The 19050-nt window shown below is 32.2% G+C and carries 15 protein-coding genes; 7 read left to right on the top strand and 8 right to left on the bottom strand.

Translation table 11 applies throughout. The features are described from left to right. Positions 1 to 17: 17 nt before the first annotated feature. From J9309_RS02505 to miaB, 7 genes are all read right to left on the bottom strand, one after another. Positions 18 to 2312, bottom strand: coding sequence for a zinc-dependent metalloprotease (locus J9309_RS02505; protein WP_230476864.1), 2295 nt, complete (start codon positions 2310 to 2312; stop codon positions 18 to 20). A 9-nt stretch (positions 2313 to 2321) separates the two neighbouring features. Then, entirely contained in the window at positions 2322 to 2741 is a 420-nt protein-coding gene (locus J9309_RS02500; protein ID WP_230476863.1) for a hypothetical protein, read from the bottom strand. Positions 2742 to 2890: 149 nt separating this feature from the next. Continuing rightward, on the bottom strand, positions 2891 to 3238 hold the full coding sequence (secG, locus tag J9309_RS02495) for a preprotein translocase subunit SecG (protein ID WP_230476862.1): 348 nt from the start codon (positions 3236 to 3238) through the stop codon (positions 2891 to 2893). 3 nt (positions 3239 to 3241) lie between these two features. Further along, positions 3242 to 5062: a hypothetical protein gene (locus J9309_RS02490; protein WP_230476861.1), complete on the bottom strand. Its 1821-nt coding sequence runs from the start codon at positions 5060 to 5062 to the stop codon at positions 3242 to 3244. Positions 5063 to 5083: 21 nt separating this feature from the next. After that, positions 5084 to 5539 (bottom strand): LptE family protein, encoded by a 456-nt coding sequence (locus J9309_RS02485; RefSeq protein WP_230476860.1) that lies wholly within the window; start codon positions 5537 to 5539, stop codon positions 5084 to 5086. Positions 5540 to 5607: 68 nt separating this feature from the next. Then, positions 5608 to 6864, bottom strand: coding sequence for a sigma-54 interaction domain-containing protein (locus tag J9309_RS02480; protein ID WP_230476859.1), 1257 nt, complete (start codon positions 6862 to 6864; stop codon positions 5608 to 5610). 64 nt (positions 6865 to 6928) lie between these two features. After that, positions 6929 to 8374, bottom strand: a complete 1446-nt coding sequence (miaB, locus tag J9309_RS02475) for a tRNA (N6-isopentenyl adenosine(37)-C2)-methylthiotransferase MiaB (RefSeq protein WP_230476858.1) — start codon at positions 8372 to 8374, stop codon at positions 6929 to 6931. 130 nt (positions 8375 to 8504) lie between these two features. Between miaB and J9309_RS02470 the strand changes: the two genes are divergently transcribed. From J9309_RS02470 to porN, 7 genes are all read left to right on the top strand, one after another. Next, positions 8505 to 9323, top strand: coding sequence for a DUF2189 domain-containing protein (locus J9309_RS02470; protein ID WP_230476857.1), 819 nt, complete (start codon positions 8505 to 8507; stop codon positions 9321 to 9323). Between the two features lie 93 nt (positions 9324 to 9416). After that, on the top strand, positions 9417 to 11942 hold the full coding sequence (topA, locus tag J9309_RS02465) for a type I DNA topoisomerase (protein WP_230476856.1): 2526 nt from the start codon (positions 9417 to 9419) through the stop codon (positions 11940 to 11942). Further along, positions 11942 to 13090, top strand: coding sequence for an arginase family protein (locus tag J9309_RS02460; protein WP_230476855.1), 1149 nt, complete (start codon positions 11942 to 11944; stop codon positions 13088 to 13090). The genes topA and J9309_RS02460 overlap by 1 nt, the downstream gene beginning before the upstream one ends. A 120-nt stretch (positions 13091 to 13210) precedes the next feature. Continuing rightward, on the top strand, positions 13211 to 14653 hold the full coding sequence (gene porK, locus J9309_RS02455; RefSeq protein ID WP_230476854.1) for a T9SS ring complex lipoprotein PorK/GldK: 1443 nt from the start codon (positions 13211 to 13213) through the stop codon (positions 14651 to 14653). 34 nt (positions 14654 to 14687) lie between these two features. Continuing rightward, positions 14688 to 15362, top strand: coding sequence for a type IX secretion system motor protein PorL/GldL (gene porL / locus J9309_RS02450; protein WP_230476853.1), 675 nt, complete (start codon positions 14688 to 14690; stop codon positions 15360 to 15362). A gap of 49 nt (positions 15363 to 15411) precedes the next feature. Further along, complete coding sequence (porM, locus tag J9309_RS02445) at positions 15412 to 16968, top strand: type IX secretion system motor protein PorM/GldM (RefSeq protein ID WP_230476852.1); 1557 nt, start codon at positions 15412 to 15414, stop codon at positions 16966 to 16968. Between the two features lie 15 nt (positions 16969 to 16983). Next, complete coding sequence (gene porN, locus J9309_RS02440) at positions 16984 to 17907, top strand: type IX secretion system ring subunit PorN/GldN (RefSeq protein ID WP_230476851.1); 924 nt, start codon at positions 16984 to 16986, stop codon at positions 17905 to 17907. A 61-nt stretch (positions 17908 to 17968) separates the two neighbouring features. On the opposite strand, the gene J9309_RS02435 is transcribed toward porN, so the two are convergent. Continuing rightward, positions 17969 to 19024, bottom strand: coding sequence for an endonuclease/exonuclease/phosphatase family protein (locus tag J9309_RS02435; protein ID WP_230476850.1), 1056 nt, complete (start codon positions 19022 to 19024; stop codon positions 17969 to 17971). Positions 19025 to 19050: the final 26 nt, after the last annotated feature.

Raw genomic sequence — 19050 nt, 5'->3', positions numbered from 1 at the left:
GTAAATTGATGATTAAATTATTTTTTGATCACTAATTTTTTAGAATATTGCTCACCATCAGCTTTAACTGTAACAATGTAAACTCCGTTTGGTAAGTGTGATAAGTTTAATTTGTGTGACTTAACACTTGCTCTAGCTGTATTGTAGTTGAAAACTTGTTTACCAGTCATATCATTTACATAAGCAATGAAGTTTGAGTAATTTTTAGCAGTTTCAATATTAACTTCACCTCTCGATGGGTTTGGTGTAATTGTAATTGCGTTATTATTTTCAACTTCAATTGTTGCTAATGGACTATTGATTGTAAAGTTAACTTTGTTAACAGCTAAATAAATATTATTTACCGGACGAATCATTAATCGAGCTGTTGTAGTATCTCCAATTCCGTGAGGAACTGTAAAAGTATAAGAACCATTATTTGGTGTAGATTCAACTAAAGTGTAATCCCAAGTTAAACCTCCATCTAATGATAAAAGAATTTTTACGTCAGTTGTATTGATGTTATTAACATCTGTTCCTGCAACATCCCATGAAATTGTAGCTGATTGACCTGCAACCCATGTTTCAGTAGTAGCTTGTGATGTTACTTTGAATGGTCCTGCATCTCTTAGACGAACAATTAAATTTTTAGTAGCTGTTTGTCCAGTTGCTAAGTTATTATCACGAACCGTACCTGCGAAAGTTAAATTTCTTACATTATTTGGAACAACTTCCCAATCATTTAAATGATATGATGTTGCTGATCCTCTGTAAGGATTTGTAGTGAATACAATTTTATCAGCTAAAATTTTCTCCATTTTAGGGAAAAATCTAACTGGGCTAGTTGAAGGTGTCCATGATCTAAACATTGGTCCTAATGTATTTGAAGATAATGGAGGCATTCTTTCACCAACAGATGTATCCATTTGATCCCAGTTATACGTTAACTGATCTCCATTAGCATCAGTAGCAACCATTTCTAATGAAAATGCTGTAGAATGTGGAATATTGTATAACGAAGGCATTGTAGCAATAACAGGAGGAACATTTTCAGTTACTGTTGTTTGTGCACAGTTGTAACTATTCATCGTGTTATTCATCTGATCAATACTTCTTTGGTGATAGTAAGCGTCAGAGTTTCTTTGAATATTTGGTGCACAAATACCTGTATATGCCATAATTGTAGATCCAGAACCTGGTTCAGCAGAAGCATTACCTCTGTTACACTCATTATTTTGTGTATGGTGAGCTCCAAATTGATGACCTAATTCGTGTGCTGTAAAATCAATATCAAAAGGATCTCCTACAGGAACAACCGTACCTGTAACCCCTCTCGCTTTACCTGATGTACAAATTGCAGGAGTTTGTGCTAAACCGTTTGATGCATTTGCAGAGTTTACTTTAAAGAATAAGTGTCCTAAATCGTAATTCCCAGCACCGATGATACGGTCTGTAACGATTTGGTTTTCATCAATCATTTGATATGCATCGTTCACATTAAACGTATCCGAAGTAATAAAGAATAATTGATCAGTATTAGCAACTAATTCCATGTGTGCACCAACGTCGTTTCTTAAAACACCATTAATACGTGTTACAGAAAGATTTACAGCAGCTAAAATTGCAGCTCTCTTTTCTTCTTCAGTACCATTTGTAACGCCAGCTTGTTGAATAATGTAGTTAGAATATTCAATAGTTGTTGAAATTGCTAATCGATAAGTTCTTAATTTAGAATCATTCACTAAAGTTCTTGATGAAACTTCGTTTTGAATGTGATCAAAATTTAAATTATCAATTCCTAAACCGCTTGCATTATCGCCTTCAACGTGACAAGTGAAATCACTAGAATTATGACTTACATTTGCTTTGTTGTAAATCATGTAAGTTGACTTATCTTTTGTATAAGTATCAATTAAATAATTTACTCCAGCGCCTTGAATTGATCCGTATAAACCAAATTGAGGAGAAATACTAAAGTTGATCTTTTGTGCTGGATTATCAATATTGTATCCTACATAAGTTCTAATGTCAGCATATTTTGCTTGTAAATCCGGATGAAAGTTAGATTGTTCAATAATTTTATAATTACTGAAGTTTCCTTTATCATCTGGGAATTTTAATATAGTTTCTGAATTTCTACCTTGAATTTGAGTTAAATGCTGAACAAATTGATCGTAGTTTAAATTTAACTTAATAGATTCAGTAGGATTATGCATTCTTTCTACTAATTTATCTTGAGAAATTGGAGCTTTGCTTTGATTTTTCCAGAAATTTTGTTGAGCAGAAGCTGCTCCACCTATTAGTAATGCAAATAGAATAAAATTCTTTTTCATTTTGTAGTGTTATTTATTTAATTCTAATGTGTTAATCTGTTTTGGTATTTCTAGTAATAACGTGTTTGATGTATTACTATGATTGTCATATCCTTCAATTTTTTCTAAATTAAGAATATTCGATTTTTTTCTTACTTCAATGTCTTTGATTTGAAATGCTCCTATATCAGATTTGCAGATTGCAACAACATTTTTAGTAGTAAAATCTATGACAAATAAGGGTGCTGATCGTGGTCCTGATTTTTCTAAAGATGATTGAAATTTATTAAAATCATCTTGGTTATTAAATATTTTAATTTCGTTTGTACAGTCTTTTTGTTTTGTCAAACTTAAGTAAGTAATATCTGATCCAGGAATTTTAGAAATTGCTTTTTGAGAAGCACAATTGCTGAAAAATAATATACCAATGATGCTTAATAATTTATTCATCTAAGAGAATTTCGAATTTTTATGATGTAAATTAATCGAAGATAAAAAAAAAATAAAAAGCGAGCTCTATAATCTCATTTGTTTTTAATAAAAAAGCGAATTCAATACAATTGAATTCGCTTTTAAATATTTTACTATAATATGTAATATTATTTTGTCGGTGCCTGTGGCGCAACTGGTGCAGTTGTATTACCAGTAGGAACAGTTGTATTTCCTGTAGGAATTTCAACTTTCTTTTGTGTAGGTAATTTAATTGCATTAGGATTGTCTTGCATTACGTTTGCTCCAATCACTAAAAGTATAACTGCGAAAAATAATCCCCAAGTTGTACGATCTAAGAAGTTATTTGTACGCTGTACTCCAAACATTTGGCTTCCACCGCTTCCCCCGAAAGATGAAGATAAACCTCCTCCTTTAGGATTTTGTGATAAAATAACTAATGTTAATAAAACACATAGGATCATGATGATAACCATGAAAAATTGAAATGTTCCCATTTTTTATTTAGAGTTTTTTAAATTTTCTATTTCTTTAATTTGTTTTGCAAATAAACTATTTTTTTCTGGATATTTCAAACTTAATATCTTATAAGCTCTTATTGCTTTTTCATATTGCTTTTGATCAATATAAACTTGCGCTAAAGTTTCAGTCATTAAATAAGAAAAATCAGTTTCAGTAGGTTTATTTGCTTCAGATTTTGCTTCTGGAATTTCTTGCTTCTTTAATGGCGTAATTTTAGGATTTTTTTCTAAAAATTCGTCAATAATCTGATATTTCTGTTCTTTTTCTGTCTCCATTGTATCTGCTGAAGGTAATTTTAACCAATCATTAAATGAAAAGGAATCATTTGTTTGTATAAAATCAACTTTATTTACTGCTTCTTTCTCTGTTTCTGTAGGCTTAGATTCAATAATTTCGGTTGGTTTATCAACAATTTCATTTGTTTTTTCAATAGGTGTTGGTTGTGTTGCTTCAACAATATTATCTTCAGATACTTGTGGATGCTCGATTTTTTCTGAAACATTAGCTGTATTCTGAATTTCTGCTGCAGTTGCAGTTTCTATTTCAGAAATAATTTCTTCCGTTTCAATAATATCTTCGATGACCTCAATTTCAATAATTTCTTTATTGATGATCACTGCAGGTGCACCTTTTATTTCGTTATATGTATTTTGAACTTGAAAAGAATTAATATTTGAAACTGGTTTCGAAGTTTTTTCAATCTCCGTTTCTGTTGTAGCAGAACGATTAATTAAACTAATTTGTTCAATTTTAGGTTCGTGTTCAACATTTGTATTAATATCTAAAGTTTCAGATACGGCATTTGAGATTTCGTGATCTTCTTGTAAAAATTGTTCCGCTATTTGTAAAGAATTTTCAATTGAAGATTCTAAATTGATCTGATTTTGAACAGATTCAGGAATTAATTCTTCTTCAATTATATAATTATCAATAATCTGATCAGCAATTTCAACTTCAGGAGCTAATTCTAATTCAGCAACTAAATCTTCAGTTGTTAATCCTTCTCCGATTATATTATTATCAATAATATTTTCAACAATTTCAACTTCAGGAGCAAATTCTAATTCAGCAACTAAATCTTCAGTAGTTAATTCTTCTTCAATAATATTATTATCAATAATATTTTCAACAATTTCAACTTCAGGAGCAAATTCTAATTCAGCAACTAAATCTTCAGTAGTTAATTCTTCTTCAATAATATTATTATCAATAATCTGATCAACAACTTCAACTTCAGGAGCTAATTCTAATTCAGCAACTAAATCTTCAGTCGTTAATTCTTCTTCGATTATATTATTATCAATAATTTGATCAACAATTTCAACTTCAGGAGCTAATTCTAATTCAGCAACTAAATCTTCAGTTGTTATTTCTTCTTCAATTATATTATTATCAATAATATTTTCAACAACTTCAACTTCAGGCGTTAAATCTAATTCAGCAACTAAATCCTCAGTTGTTAATTCTTCTTCAATTATATCATTATCAATAATTTGATCAACAACTTCAACTTCAGGCATTAAATCTAATTCAGTAACAGAATTTACTTCATTACTGATTGGATTTTGAACATTTATATTGTTTACGAAATTGAATAAATCTTTTCGATTACTACTTAAGACTGCTGCTATTTGTAAGTTTTCGTCAAAAGATGAGTCGTTACTATTTTTAAGAGCTCGTAATTTTAGCGCACGTAAAGAATAGAAATATGGATATTTTTCAATTTCAGAGTTTAATAAATTAAGGTCGTCGCTTGTAACCTCAGTAGGATTATTAATAAGATATTCTATTCTAGCCATGCTCAAATATAATTTATTTTTTTACCAATCCATTGCTATAGAAGCAAAAACTTGGTCTCGAATGATATTAATAATATTTGGTACAATAGTCGATTCTACGTCCGATAACATCGCTGTTCCAGGGAAGTTTTCGTAAGCAGTAAAAGTTCTGTCAAAACTTTTTGTTTCATCAACATTGTTAATATATCTAACTTTTACAGAGACCGTTAATCTGTTTTCGGCAGCGATATCATTGCTTTGTATTTGCATGGGAGCAACATCATAACCAGTAATTTCGCCTTCAATAACAAGATCTGCTTCTTCTGTGTTTGTCATATTTAATTTCGTACGATTTCTGAATGCATCTTGCAAAGTTAAAGTCAATTCTTGGCTTAAACTTGGGTTTTGAAGTGGCGCATAGTTAGGAAATTGTGCAATATACATGGTTTTCCATTCGGGTAAAATAGAAGATCCTGATAAAGAATAATTCCCTTTCATTGATCCACATCCGCTGCATGCGAAAAGGATAAAAATCGAAACGGTTAAATAAGTTAAATAACGCATAGTTATAAATGATATTGTTTAATTTTTCGGTATAATGTTCTTTCAGATATACCTAATTCATCTGCAGCAAGTTTGCGTTTACCACGATGTTTTTCTAAAGCTAATTTAATCATTTCTCTTTCATTTTCTTGCAATGAAAGTGATTCTGGCTCTTCGATTGGACTAATATCATAGATGTCGTCAGAATATTCATACGCGGGTTGCGTATAATTTGGCTGATTTTGTTCTGGATGATAAATATTAACACTTGGTAAAGAAAGTTCTTCGTTAGATTGTTCACGGTACACACGCTGAATTAATTCTTGTGTATTACCATTAAAATTTTCAGAATCTTTATTCTTTATCAAATCAAGAGTTAAAGCACGTAAATCGTTCAAATCTTTTTTCATATCTAAAAGAACTTTAAAAAGAAGTTCTCTTTCCATAAAATCAGATTTTGTACCATCAGCAGATTTTGTAACTGTTGGCATCATGTTGTTTAGAGGTAATAATTGCATGATTTTTTCAATAGAAATCACACGATCTTTTTCCACAACAGAAACTTGTTCAGCAAAATTTCTTAACTGTCTAATATTTCCTGGCCAAGGATAATTGGCTATATAATTTGCTGCCTCTGGAGAAAGCTCGATATGAGGCATTCTGTATTTCGCAGCGAAATCTGAAGCAAATTTTCTGAACAATAAATTGATATCTTCCTTACGTTCGCGTAATGGGACTAAATCAATTTGTACTGTATTTAATCGATAATATAAATCTTCACGAAATTTACCTTTTTCTACAGCTTCTTTTAATTTTACATTAGTTGCAGCAACTACTCGTACATTGGTTTTTTGTAAATCAGAAGAACCTACTTTCATAAATTCACCAGATTCTAAAATACGTAACAAACGTACTTGTGTAGATAAAGGTAATTCACCAACTTCATCTAAGAAAATTGTACCGCCATCAGCTACTTCAAAATAACCTTTACGCGTTTGTGTCGCTCCAGTAAAGGCACCTTTTTCATGTCCGAATAATTCAGAATCAATTGTACCTTCAGGAATTGCACCACAGTTTACAGCTATGTAAGCATTGTGTTTACGGTGCGATTGGTTATGGATGATTTTTGGAATAAATTCTTTTCCAACACCACTTTCACCAATTACTAAAACTGATATATCAGTAGGAGCAACCTGAATCGCCTTTTCTAAAGCACGATTCAAGTTGATATTATTTCCGATTATTCCAAATCGTTGTTTAATGGTTTGTAAAGAATCCATAGTATAAGTTTTGAGTTAAAAAAAAATGTAATCTGAATTGAATTCAGACTAAAAAATTTAATAATTACTCAGCTACCATTTCACCAATTAATGTAGCGGTAGTACATGAATTTGCTTTTACATTTACAAAATCACCAACTTTAGTTCCTTCTACTTTTGGGAAAACTAAAACAGCATTTTGTGAGTTACGTCCGTACCAGAAATTTTCATCACGTTTAGAATTTCCTTCGATTAAAACTTCGTGTACTTTTCCAACGTAAGAATTCATACGAATTGCAGAATGTTTTTGTTGCATTTCGATAATTTCTTGTAAACGACGTTTTTTATCTTCTGGCGCTACATCATCTGGCATCTTTTTGTGAGCCGGAGTTCCAGGACGCTCAGAATAGGCAAACATATATCCGAAATCGTACTGAACGTATTCCATTAATGATAAAGTATCTTGATGTTCTTCTTCAGTTTCTCCACAGAAACCAGCAATCATATCATGTGATAATGCACAATCTGGAACAATTTTGCGAATCTTATCAATTAATTCGAAATATTCTTCACGCGTGTGTTGACGATTCATACGCTCTAAAACTGTTGTAGAACCTGATTGAACTGGTAAGTGAATGTATTTACAGATGTTTTTGTGTTTTGCCATCATTAATAATACATTCTCGTCCATATCTTGTGGATTAGAAGTTGAGAAACGTAAACGAATTCCAGGGAATTGAGTCGCAACCATATCTAATAATTGGGCAAAATCAACTGCAGTTGCTTGTTGAATTTCAGATGCTTTTTTGAAATCTTTTTTTGGTCCTCCACCATACCATAAATATGAATCGACGTTTTGACCTAATAAAGTAATTTCTTTGTATCCAGCTTCTGCTAATTCTTTACACTCGTTAATAATAGAATGAGGATCACGAGAACGCTCACGTCCACGAGTAAATGGTACAACACAGAAAGTACACATATTATCACAACCACGAGTGATTGTTACGAAAGCTGTAACTCCATTACCACCTAAACGAACAGGAGAAATTTCAGCATAAGTTTCTTCTTTAGATAATTGTACGTTGATTGCATCACGACCGTCTTCAACCTCGTTTAATAAGTTTGGTAAATCACGGTAAGCATCAGGACCAACAACGATATCTACTAAGTGCTCTTCTTCTAAGAATTTGTGTTTTAAACGCTCAGCCATACAACCTAAAACACCAATTTTCATCGATGGACGTTGCTTTTTAATCGCATTTAAAGTTCCTAAACGTTTACGAACTGTTTGTTCAGCTTTTTCACGAATAGAACAAGTGTTTAATAAAATTAAATCAGCTTCATCAACTTTTTGTGTCGTTTGATATCCTTCTTGACTTAAAATTGAGGCAACGATTTCGCTATCAGAGAAATTCATCTGACAACCGTATGATTCTAAGAATAATTTTTTTGTTGCATTTCCCGTAGGTAAAGTAAGTAACGCTTCGCCTTGTCTAGCTTCGTCTATATGTTTTTCTTCTGTATGCATTATTTTCTAATTCATTGATTGCGCAAAAGTACAAAATCATCGTGACATATTGGCAGTAAATTTTTCTTTTGCATTTTATTAACAATTTCGTAGATTTAGCTGATTGTAAAATCAATCTGAAACTATTTTTATGAAACATAATGAAGAAAATAATATCCAACAATTAATCAATGGTGGATATAAAGCACAATTTGGAGCCGCATTTAGTGATGCTTCAGAAATTTTTAAAGGGATAGCGGGTTTTTCTATTTTAGCATTTATAATCTATTTTGTAGCGTCAACAATTTTATCTAGTTTTATTGGATTAATTATTCCAGGAAATCCGATGAATGTTGAGGATATTATGGAAATACTACAATCAGGTGATGAAAATTTAATGAATGAATTAATTTTAGAAGCCAATGAAAATCCGAATTATCTTCCATCATTTATTAATTATTTTGTGCAATCAGCATTGTATCCTATATTATATAGTGTTTTCGTAATGGCAAGAAAATATGATACACATCTTAATGTAGATTTTTCTGATATTTTCGTTCATTACAGAGATGGAAAATTTTTGTCGTTATTTTTATTAACAATATCGGTTAATATTATAGCTGCGATAGGAATGGTTTTATGTTTAATTCCTGGAATTTTGGTTTACATCTTTTTAATGTTATCAATTCCATTAGTGATTTTTGCAGATGCTAATGTAAAAGAAGCAATAAAGTATAGCTATAAAATAGTTTCAAAAGATTTCGGAACTTTTGCAGTTGCTTTATTAGCAATTGTCGGGATTTTGATTGTTGGATTTTTATTATGTTGTGTTGGTATAGTAGCTGCAATGCCTTTTACATATATAATAATTTATGCATTGTATAAACAAATAATAGGTTTTCCGGGCGAATCATCTGAAATTGACGAAATAGGAACAGATATTTACAAGGATAATCCTTACATGAAATAGGAATAAATAATAGAAAAAACGAAGTTGTTTAAAATCATTTTTGGCTGCTTCGTTTTTTTGTTTATAATTTTGCAGAAATTTTAAGAACATTATATGTCAAAGAATCTCGTAATAGTTGAGTCCCCAGCCAAAGCAAAAACCATCCAAGGTTTTTTAGGCAACGATTTCATCGTAGAGTCAAGTTTTGGTCACGTTGTAGATTTGCCGAAAAAGGGTATGGGTATTGAGATTGAGAACGATTACAAGCCTGTTTATGAAGTAACACCTGATAAGCAAGATGTAGTAAATAAATTAAAAAAATTATCAAGTAAAGCAGATACTGTTTGGTTAGCATCCGATGAGGACCGTGAAGGAGAAGCGATTTCTTGGCACTTGTATAATGTTTTAAATTTAGAAAAGAAGGATACAAAACGTATCGTATTTAATGAGATTACTAAAAAGGCAATTCAACGTGCAGTTGAAAATCCTCGTCAAATTGATGTTAATTTAGTAGATGCTCAGCAAGCGCGTCGAGTTTTAGACCGTTTAGTTGGTTTTGAAATGTCTCCAATTCTTTGGAAAAAAGTTAAACCAGGTTTATCTGCAGGACGTGTACAATCAGTTTCTGTACGATTAATTGTTGAACGTGAAAAGGAAATTCAGAATTTTACACCAAAATCGTCATATCGTTTTGTTGCATTATTTTCAACTTCTGAAGACAAACAATTAAAAGCTGTATTAACGAAAGAATTTTCAACTTTAACAGAAGCTGAAACCTTTTTAAATACATGTATCAATGCTGAATTTTCTGTAAAAGATTTACAGAAAAAACCAGCAAAACGTACACCATCTGCACCATTTACAACTTCTACATTACAACAAGAAGCTTCTCGTAAATTAGGATATTCAGTTTCTCGTACGATGCGCGTTGCTCAACAATTATACGAGCAAGGGCATATTACGTATATGAGAACAGATAGCGTTAATTTATCTGATGATGCATTATCAGCAATCCAAACAACGATTGAATCTGAATACGGAAACAAATACGTTGAAGTAAGAAAATATAAAAACAAAAACTCTTCAGCTCAAGAAGCTCACGAAGCGATTCGCCCAACACACTTCGAAAATCAATCTATAAATGCAGATGATTCTATGCGTCGTTTGTACGAGTTGATTTGGAAAAGAACTGTTGCTTCGCAAATGGCTAATGCCGAATTAGAGCGAACAATTATCGATATAGAAAATCAAAACAACGAATTTATTTTCCAAGCTAAAGGGGAAGTTATTGTGTTTGATGGTTTCTTAAAAGTATATCAAGAATCGCATGATGATGAAGATGCTGACGATGATAAAGTTTTATTACCTAAAGTAAATATTGGTGAAATTTTAAAAACAAAATCAATCAATGGTACTGAGCGTTTCTCTAAAGCAGCTGCACGTTATACAGAAGCGTCTTTAGTTAAGAAATTAGAAGAACTTGGGATTGGTCGTCCTTCTACATATGCGCCAACAATTTCTACTATCCAAAATAGAGGTTATGTTGAGGTTGGTGAATTAGAAGGTCAAAAACGAGAATATCACACATTACAATTAGTAGATAATAAAGTGGAAACGGCTGTTGCAACTGAAATTTACGGTGCAGATCGTCGTAAATTAATGCCAACAGATATCGGTATTGTAGTTAATGATTTCTTGGTTGATTACTTTAAAAATATTATGGATTACGATTTTACTGCTCGTGTAGAATCTAATTTTGATGATATTGCTGAAGGAAAAGTAGAGTGGACAAATATGATTGATGAATTTTATCAAGAATTTCACGCTACTGTAGAAGATGTTCAAGAAAATGCAGAACGTGCTTCTGGAGAAAGAGAAATTGGTATAGATCCAGCTTCAGGAAAAGTAATGCATGCTCGTATTGGTCGATATGGTCCAATGATTCAGATCGGTAGTGCTGATGATGAAGATAAAAAATACGCTAGTTTACAAAAACATCAATCTATACATAATATTACGTTAGAAGAAGCTTTAAAATTATTTGAATTACCTAAAGTGTTAGGAGAATATAAAGGTTTTGAAGTTGAGGTGAATAACGGTCGTTTTGGACCTTATGTAAAATTTGATGATAAATTTGTTTCTGTTCCTAAAGAAATTGATCCTGTTGATTTATCTTTCGAAAAAGCAATTGAGTTAATCGAAGAAAAATTACAAGCTGATGCACCTATTGCACAGTACGAAGGACACGATGTAACGAAAGGAAAAGGAAGATTTGGACCGTTTATTAAATGGAATGAATGGTTTATTAATGTTTCTAAAAAATATGATTTCGACAATTTATCTCAAGCTGATATTATCGAATTAATTGAAGATAAAAAACGCAAAGAATCTGAACGTGTTGTTCGCGAATGGCCAGAACAGGGAATTCGTTTAGAAAAAGCACGTTGGGGACGTTATAACTTAATTAAAGGTAAGATTAAGGTTGAATTGTCTAAGGAAACAAATACTGAAGCGATTACTTTAGAAGAAGTTGAAAAAATTATTGCTGAACATACACCTGTTAAAAAAACAGCAGCAAAAAAAGCAACGACTACTAAAAAGGCTTCGACTACGACTAAAAAAGTGACGAAGAAAAAATAATGTTTACAGATTATTTAAAACCTGTTTCAAAAGAATTACAAGACTTTGCTAAGTCTTGTAATTCTTTTTGTTTAGGAGATGCTATAAATTTTGAAAAAGAATATTTAAACGAAGATTCTAAAAGTGTAGAGAAAATTGCAATCATAGGAGTGCAAGAAACGAGATCTAAAAATACAGACGAACTTGAAGATTTAGATTTTGATTTGATTCGTAGAACACTATATGAATTAAAAAAAGGGAATTGGTATTTACCGATTTACGATTTTGGTGATATTATTCCTGATCAAAATAAAGCAACTACCGGAGAAAATTTCACAAAGGTTTTAACATCTTTACTAAAAGAAAAATACTTTGTTGTAATTTTGGGAGGTAGTCCAAGCATGGCTTTTTATCAATACAGAGCTTACGATGAAATTGTAAAAAATATCCATTTTGTCTCTGTTGATGAAAAGTTACGATTGGGAAATGAAATTTTGCAAGCGAACGACGATAATTATTTAACTAAAATAATTGCATCAGAACCTTTAAATTTACTTGATTTTACTAATTTAGGCTATCAAACATATTTTGTTGCGCAAGAAGAATTAGATTTAATTAATCAATTAAATTTTGAAGCAATTCGATTAGGCGAAATTAATCAAGATATAAAAGAGATAGAGCATAATGTAAGAGAAGCGAATGCGGCTGTGATTGATCTTTCTTCAATCGAATCAAATTACTTCAATTCTACACAAAATTTAAGTCCAAATGGATTTAATTCGCGAGAAATTTGTGGTGTAGCAAAATATATTGGCTCAAGTCACGTTTTATCATCTATTTACATTTCTAATTATTATGAAATGTATAAAAAAAATGATCATTTATTGCTAAGTCAAATCATTTGGTATCTGTTAGATGGTAGAAATCATCGTACGGAAATAAAAAGTTTTGATGATGCACAATATTTTGATAAAATTTTTGTTCCTTCTGATGTACAAGTATTTGTTTTCTATCATAATCTATTTACAGATCAATGGTGGATCGAAATAAAAGAGCAAGAAGAGGACGAAAGAGTACACATAGTACCGTGTTCTAAAAAGGATTATACTAAAGCTTTAGATGGTGAAATTCCAAATAAATGGTGGAAGTACTTTAAAAAATTTTATTAAGAAACGTTAACATTCTTAATTTTAACACTTTAGAACTTAGTTGCTTTGCGTACTTAAATTTGTATAATTTTAAATAAAATAATAGTTTTACAACCCTGTATAAAATAAATCTATAACAGAATGAATAGAATTTTGGTAAGTACTTTATTACTGTCTCTTTCATTTTCTTCATGTAAAATGTTGAAGAGTGGAGGAAGTAGTAATAAACATGATGGACAGATCACCTCGAAATCATCAACTGCATGGACTCCAGCTCGTCCAAAAGGGATGGTTCCAATTCCTGGAGGATCATTTGTGTTAGGTCAAAGTGATTATGACTTTACACAAAACAATGATGCGCCTGTAAAAACAGTTTCGGTTGCTGGTTTCTTTATGGATGATACGGAAATTACAAACTCTGAGTATCAGATTTTTGTGAATTATGTAAAAGATTCTATCGCTAGAACATCTTTAGCAATCAAAGCAGAAGAGTTAGGATTTGATCCTATGAATCCAGGTGGTTCTGACGCCGGAATTGGTGCTTATTCTTATATTTCTGGATCTGAAGATGGAGAAGGTACTCCATACGATGAATACATCCAACAAGCTAACACTGGACGTGATGGTAATACCATGGACGGACGTAAGTTAAACTGGGATGTAAAATTAGAATGGGATAAATATAAATATCCAGATGTAGATTATACAGAGGTTATGGAAGGTTTATATTTCCCACCAGAGGAAAGAATGAATGGAGAGCGTCGTATTGATACTCGTAAATTAAACTACTCTTATGTAGTGGTTGACCAAATGGCAGCTGCTAAAAAACGTGGAACTTTCCAAGTTGATTTTAGAAAAGAATTTCAAGTTAACGTATATCCAGATACTACAGTTTGGGTAAGAGATTTTAACTACTCTTACAATGATCCAATGCATCAAGATTACTTTTGGCACACAGCTTACGCAAATTACCCAGTAGTTGGAGTAAACTGGAATCAAGCGAATGCATTTGCAGACTTTAGAACTAGATACCACAATATCGCTTTAAATAGAAAGAAAAAGAAAAACGGATCTGCAACGAAAGTGATTAGTTACCGTTTACCTACAGAAATTGAGTGGGAATACGCTGCAAGAGGTGGAATTCAAAATGCACCTTACCCTTGGGGAGGACCTTACTTAACAGACGATAGAGGATGTTATTTAGCGAACTTCAAACCAAAACGTGGTGATTATATCGAAATTACTAAAGGTAAGAAAACAGGTTACATGTACACAGCTCCAGTAAAATCTTTCCACCCTAATGGATACGGTTTATACGACATGGCTGGTAACGTAGCAGAGTGGACATTATCTCCACATAACAGAACATCTTACCAAATGGCATCTTCATTAAATCCATCGATCACATCTACTAATGAGACTAAGATGGTTGTAAGAGGAGGATCTTGGAAAGACATTGGTTACATGTTAATGGTTTCTACAAGAGATTTAGAGCACAAAGATTCAGCTCGTTCTTTCGTAGGATTCCGTACAGTACAACCTTTCCCTGATGGATCTAAAGTAACTTACAGAAGATCTAAATAAGAAATTATACACAAACAAATAATTATTAACACACATGGCAGTACAAGCAAGTAAGAAAGAACGTATAACAAATTTTATTTATAGTTTTTTCGCAGGTATCGTAATTTTAGGGGCATTATTTAAAATTACTCACATCTCAATCGGACCATTAAATGGTAACGTTTTATTAACAGTAGGTTTAGTAGCAGAAGCATTAGTATTCTTCTATGCTGCAATCTTCGATCAACCACAAGGTCAATACGAGTGGGAAAAAGCTTACCCAGAATTATTAGATGGTGCACCAGTTGCTAAGAAAACAGCAGCAGTTGCAGCAGCAGGTAACTCTTTAACTCAAGAATTAGACAAAGTTTTAGCTGAAGCTAAATTAGACAAGCAAGTATTTGAAAGCTTACGTTCTTCTTTAGATAACTTCGGAGCAGCAGTTTCTGAAATCAACAAAACGACTACAGCAGCAGCAGCTACACAACAATACAACGACGAGATTTCTAAAGCAGCAGTTAATGTAAATGCATTAAATACATTATACGCTCAACAAATTGAAAACTCTAACAAACAAGTAGAATTAAACAAACAATTCATCGAGGAGATGCAAAAATCTTCTGGTCACTCTGAGAAATTCTTAACTGAGATGCAAGCTTTATCAGCTAACATCAATGCTTTAAACAAAGTTTACGGTGGAATGTTACAGGCAATGAAAAACAATAACTAATCATTGCTTAATTATTAAACTTAATATTAATTAATTCTACTGAAACACTATGGCAGGAGGAGGAAGTGCTCGCCAGAAGATGATCAACTTAATGTATCTTGTATTTATCGCTATGATGGCGTTAAATGTAGATCGTGAAGTTTTAAGATCATTTGAGAGCATTTATTTGACAATGGAGTCGTCAACAGGGTTGACTACTGAAAATAATAATACTTTCTATTCGAATATTTCTAAGAAAGCACAAGAAGAGGAAGATTATAAAGCTATTGATGTAAAAGCAAAAGAAGTTCAAAAACAAGCGAACGATTTTTATGCTTACATTGAAAGTTTAAAAACTGAATTAAAAGGAGCAGATTACCAACCAGGAGCTGAAGAAACTGATTATAATTTATTAGCAAATTCAGAGCCAGTAGTATCTTTATTATTTAAAGGAGAAGGTGGTGATAACGGTAATGCAAAAGCACAAGAGTTAGTTTCTAAAATCGATGGTTTCCGTCAATTTTTATTAACTTTCACTAAAGATGATGCTAATGCTACAAAAAGAATCAATCAAGTATTCTCAACTGAAGCTCAAGGTAAAGGAAAGAAATCTTGGTTACAAGAAAAATTCTATGACCAACCAATGGTTGCAGCATTATCTAACTTAACAAAGTTACAAGCTGATGCTCGTACGGAAGAAGGTAATATCGTTCGTGATTTATTAGCTGGTAAGTTAAAAGAGAAGATCGAGTTAAACGCTTTCGAAGGGATGTTCTTATCTCCAGGTATTGTTAAAGTTGGTGACGAAGCAACATTAAATGTTGTTTTAGGAGCTTTCGATAACTCTATTACTGGATCAGTTCAAACATCAGTTGGTAGCGCAAGTATCGTGAACGGTAAAGCAGCTATTAAATTAAATACAGGTTCTGTTGGAATTCACAAATTAACAGGTAACTTAACTTACAAAGCACAAGATGGATCAACTAAAACTGTTCCGATCGTACCATCAACTTACCAAGTTGTTGCTCAAACTTTAGACGTGAAAGCGGCTGAAATTATCGAGAAAGATCCAACAGGAGGTTCTATCGTTGCTGATAACTTAAGAGTAGTTTACCGTGGTGTTGAAAACCCAGTTTCTGCAACAATTAACGGAGCTAATGGACCAGTATCTATGACTGCTTCAGCAGGTTCTTTATCTGGTGCAGGCGCTAACAAATGGAACCACATGCCTGGATCAGGAAACGAGGTTGTATTTACAGCGACAGCTAAAGCTTCTTCAGGAAAAACTTTAACAGTTCGTGAAACTTTCCGTGTTAAACCATTACCACCAGCACGTGGTGTTGTTATGGGTAAAACACATGCAGGAGTTCCTCAGGCTTCTTTAGCAAGCCAAAGAGTTCGTGTTGATTGGCCAGACTTCTTATTCCCTGTTAAAGGTGAAGTTGAATCTTTCAGCATCAAAGTTCCTGGAAGTCCGATTGAACGTGTTAATGGAAACAGCTTAGGTGGAGCTTCTTCTATCTCTAAAGCGAAACGTGGAGATAACATCTCAATCATCAACATTAAATACAAATCTTCTTTAGGACAATCAGGAGACGCTTCTATTGTATCTATCGAAGTATTATAAAATAATTAAAGAAATATGAAGTATCTTTTAGTTGGATTATCATTCTTAATGTCTACAGCAGCATTAGCACAAAACGTGTTAAATGCTAAATCACCAGAAGAATTAAGAGAGCAAAGAGCTAACAAATTAGTTATTAATGAAGCAGGTGATTCTATCAGCACTGAAGTAGAGCCATTAGCTTATGGGTTTATTGAAGACAAAGATATCATCTGGTCTAAAGTAGTTTGGGAAACAATCGATCTTAAAGAGAGATTAAATCAGCCATATTCTAAAAAAGGCGATGAAATCATTCAAAACACTAAATCACTTTACGAAGTGTTAATGGATGGAATGAAAAGTGGTCGTATTAAAGAAGTATATGCTACAGATGATTTCACTCAAAGATTAGACTACGATCAAATTGTAAGTAAATTAGAATTTGTTGAAGTAGATCAGGCTTTCTTAGATGATTTAGCAGCTAATGGAGAAACTCCAGCTGAAGGTGAGGGAGTTTTAAAACACCAATTACATAATGATGATGTTCGTATGATCCAAGTAAAAGGATTATGGTACATTGACCGTCGTGTAGGTGAATTAAAATACCGTTTATTAGGATTAGCATTATTATCTAAAGATATCCAAGCACAAACGACTCAAGCGCGTATGGCTGGTATCGAAAGTAATGAGATGTTCCCTTTATTCTGGATTTGGTATCCAGATGCTCGTAAGGAATTATCAAACTTTACAATTTTCAATCCTAAGAACTCAACTTCAAGTATTACTTACGACGAAGTATTAAATGCAAGAAGATTTTCTTCGATCATTTATAAAGCTCAAACGAATGTAGGGGTTAAGGCAATTAACGAATATATTCCAGAAGATGCAAAATCACAATTAGAAGAACACAACAGAATCAGAAACTCTATTATTCAACAAGAGTCTGATATGTGGAATTACTAATTAGATACTTTATTCATAAAATAAAACCTGCTCAGTTACTGAGCAGGTTTTTTTATGTTTATTAATTAGCATCACCTTTTTCAATGCCATCTTCTATTTTTTCTTTAGCTTCTTGCTTTTCTTCAGCATCTAATCGCATTTCGCCTGATGTATCATCTTTTCTTAAAACAACAGATATTGAAATTGGAAAATGATCTGAATCGATAGAATCTTCAATTTTCATATCAATTAATCTGAACTGAGAACTTAAAAAATAGTGATCTAAAGGCCAGCGAAAAAACCAATATTTTACATGAAAAGTATTGTACATTCCTCGTCCACGACGTGGATCTAACATTTGTGATGTTTTCAAAAATAAACGAGTTGTTCTACTCCAAGCGACATCATTCATATCACCAAAAACAATACAAGCTTTGCCGTAATTTTTAGCAGCTTTCCCTGTAATTAAAATTTCAGCATCACGTTCAGTACTTTCTTCGTTTTCTTGTGGAACGGGTGGAGTAGGGTGCAAACCATATAATCTTATAATTTCATTATTATATTCCACATCAACAACGATGGATGGGATTTCGGTACTGATCAAATAATTTACCTCATAGTGTTTAATTGGTAATTTTGAGTAGAATAATAATCCGTATGTATTTTCTAAAGGAACTTCAATTTTATATTCATATTTATTTGTCGCAGATTTGATATTATCCATCCACGCTTGATTTGTTTCCAATAAAAAAATTACATCAGGACTCGTTTTTTCAATCAAGTTTACTAATTTTTGATATTGTGTATTGTCTTGATAAACGTTGGTAACTAATAAATTGAATGGAACTTCATTTTCCTTCAATTCTACTTGATCAATCATCTTTTTTCCTAACGGTGTATAAGGAATAATAACCCAAAAAAGATAAATTGTACAAATCCCAAGTAAGCCTAAAATAAAATCATCATAAATGGTTTTATCTTCTATAAATAGCCAAATGATAAAGGAAATAATGATTAATACGAGTTTCTGAAATCTGGGATAATCAAAAACGCGAATGGTCCAATGATCGCTTTTAATAAAAGGAACCAATACAGACGCGATCAAAAAAATTGATAAACTGTAAAATACGTAAATCATAATGAGTGTTAATTAACTTAAGTTGT

Source organism: Faecalibacter bovis, assembly GCF_017948305.1.
Lineage (GTDB): Bacteria > Bacteroidota > Bacteroidia > Flavobacteriales > Weeksellaceae > Empedobacter > Empedobacter bovis.
Note: the sequence above shows the minus strand (reverse complement) of the source record. Positions and strands in the feature narration are given on the sequence as shown.

Bases quoted from the DNA above. Each gene is read 5' to 3' on its own strand.
- J9309_RS02505 (WP_230476864.1), bottom strand. From the start codon at position 2,312: ATGAAAAAGAATTTTATTCTATTTGCATTACTAATAGGTGGAGCAGCT.
- J9309_RS02500 (WP_230476863.1), bottom strand. From the start codon at position 2,741: ATGAATAAATTATTAAGCATCATTGGTATATTATTTTTCAGCAATTGT.
- secG (WP_230476862.1), bottom strand. From the start codon at position 3,238: ATGGGAACATTTCAATTTTTCATGGTTATCATCATGATCCTATGTGTT.
- J9309_RS02490 (WP_230476861.1), bottom strand. From the start codon at position 5,062: ATGGCTAGAATAGAATATCTTATTAATAATCCTACTGAGGTTACAAGC.
- J9309_RS02485 (WP_230476860.1), bottom strand. From the start codon at position 5,539: ATGAAAGGGAATTATTCTTTATCAGGATCTTCTATTTTACCCGAATGG.
- J9309_RS02480 (WP_230476859.1), bottom strand. From the start codon at position 6,864: ATGGATTCTTTACAAACCATTAAACAACGATTTGGAATAATCGGAAAT.
- miaB (WP_230476858.1), bottom strand. From the start codon at position 8,374: ATGCATACAGAAGAAAAACATATAGACGAAGCTAGACAAGGCGAAGCG.
- J9309_RS02470 (WP_230476857.1), top strand. From the start codon at position 8,505: ATGAAACATAATGAAGAAAATAATATCCAACAATTAATCAATGGTGGA.
- topA (WP_230476856.1), top strand. From the start codon at position 9,417: ATGTCAAAGAATCTCGTAATAGTTGAGTCCCCAGCCAAAGCAAAAACC.
- J9309_RS02460 (WP_230476855.1), top strand. From the start codon at position 11,942: ATGTTTACAGATTATTTAAAACCTGTTTCAAAAGAATTACAAGACTTT.
- porK (WP_230476854.1), top strand. From the start codon at position 13,211: ATGAATAGAATTTTGGTAAGTACTTTATTACTGTCTCTTTCATTTTCT.
- porL (WP_230476853.1), top strand. From the start codon at position 14,688: ATGGCAGTACAAGCAAGTAAGAAAGAACGTATAACAAATTTTATTTAT.
- porM (WP_230476852.1), top strand. From the start codon at position 15,412: ATGGCAGGAGGAGGAAGTGCTCGCCAGAAGATGATCAACTTAATGTAT.
- porN (WP_230476851.1), top strand. From the start codon at position 16,984: ATGAAGTATCTTTTAGTTGGATTATCATTCTTAATGTCTACAGCAGCA.
- J9309_RS02435 (WP_230476850.1), bottom strand. From the start codon at position 19,024: ATGATTTACGTATTTTACAGTTTATCAATTTTTTTGATCGCGTCTGTA.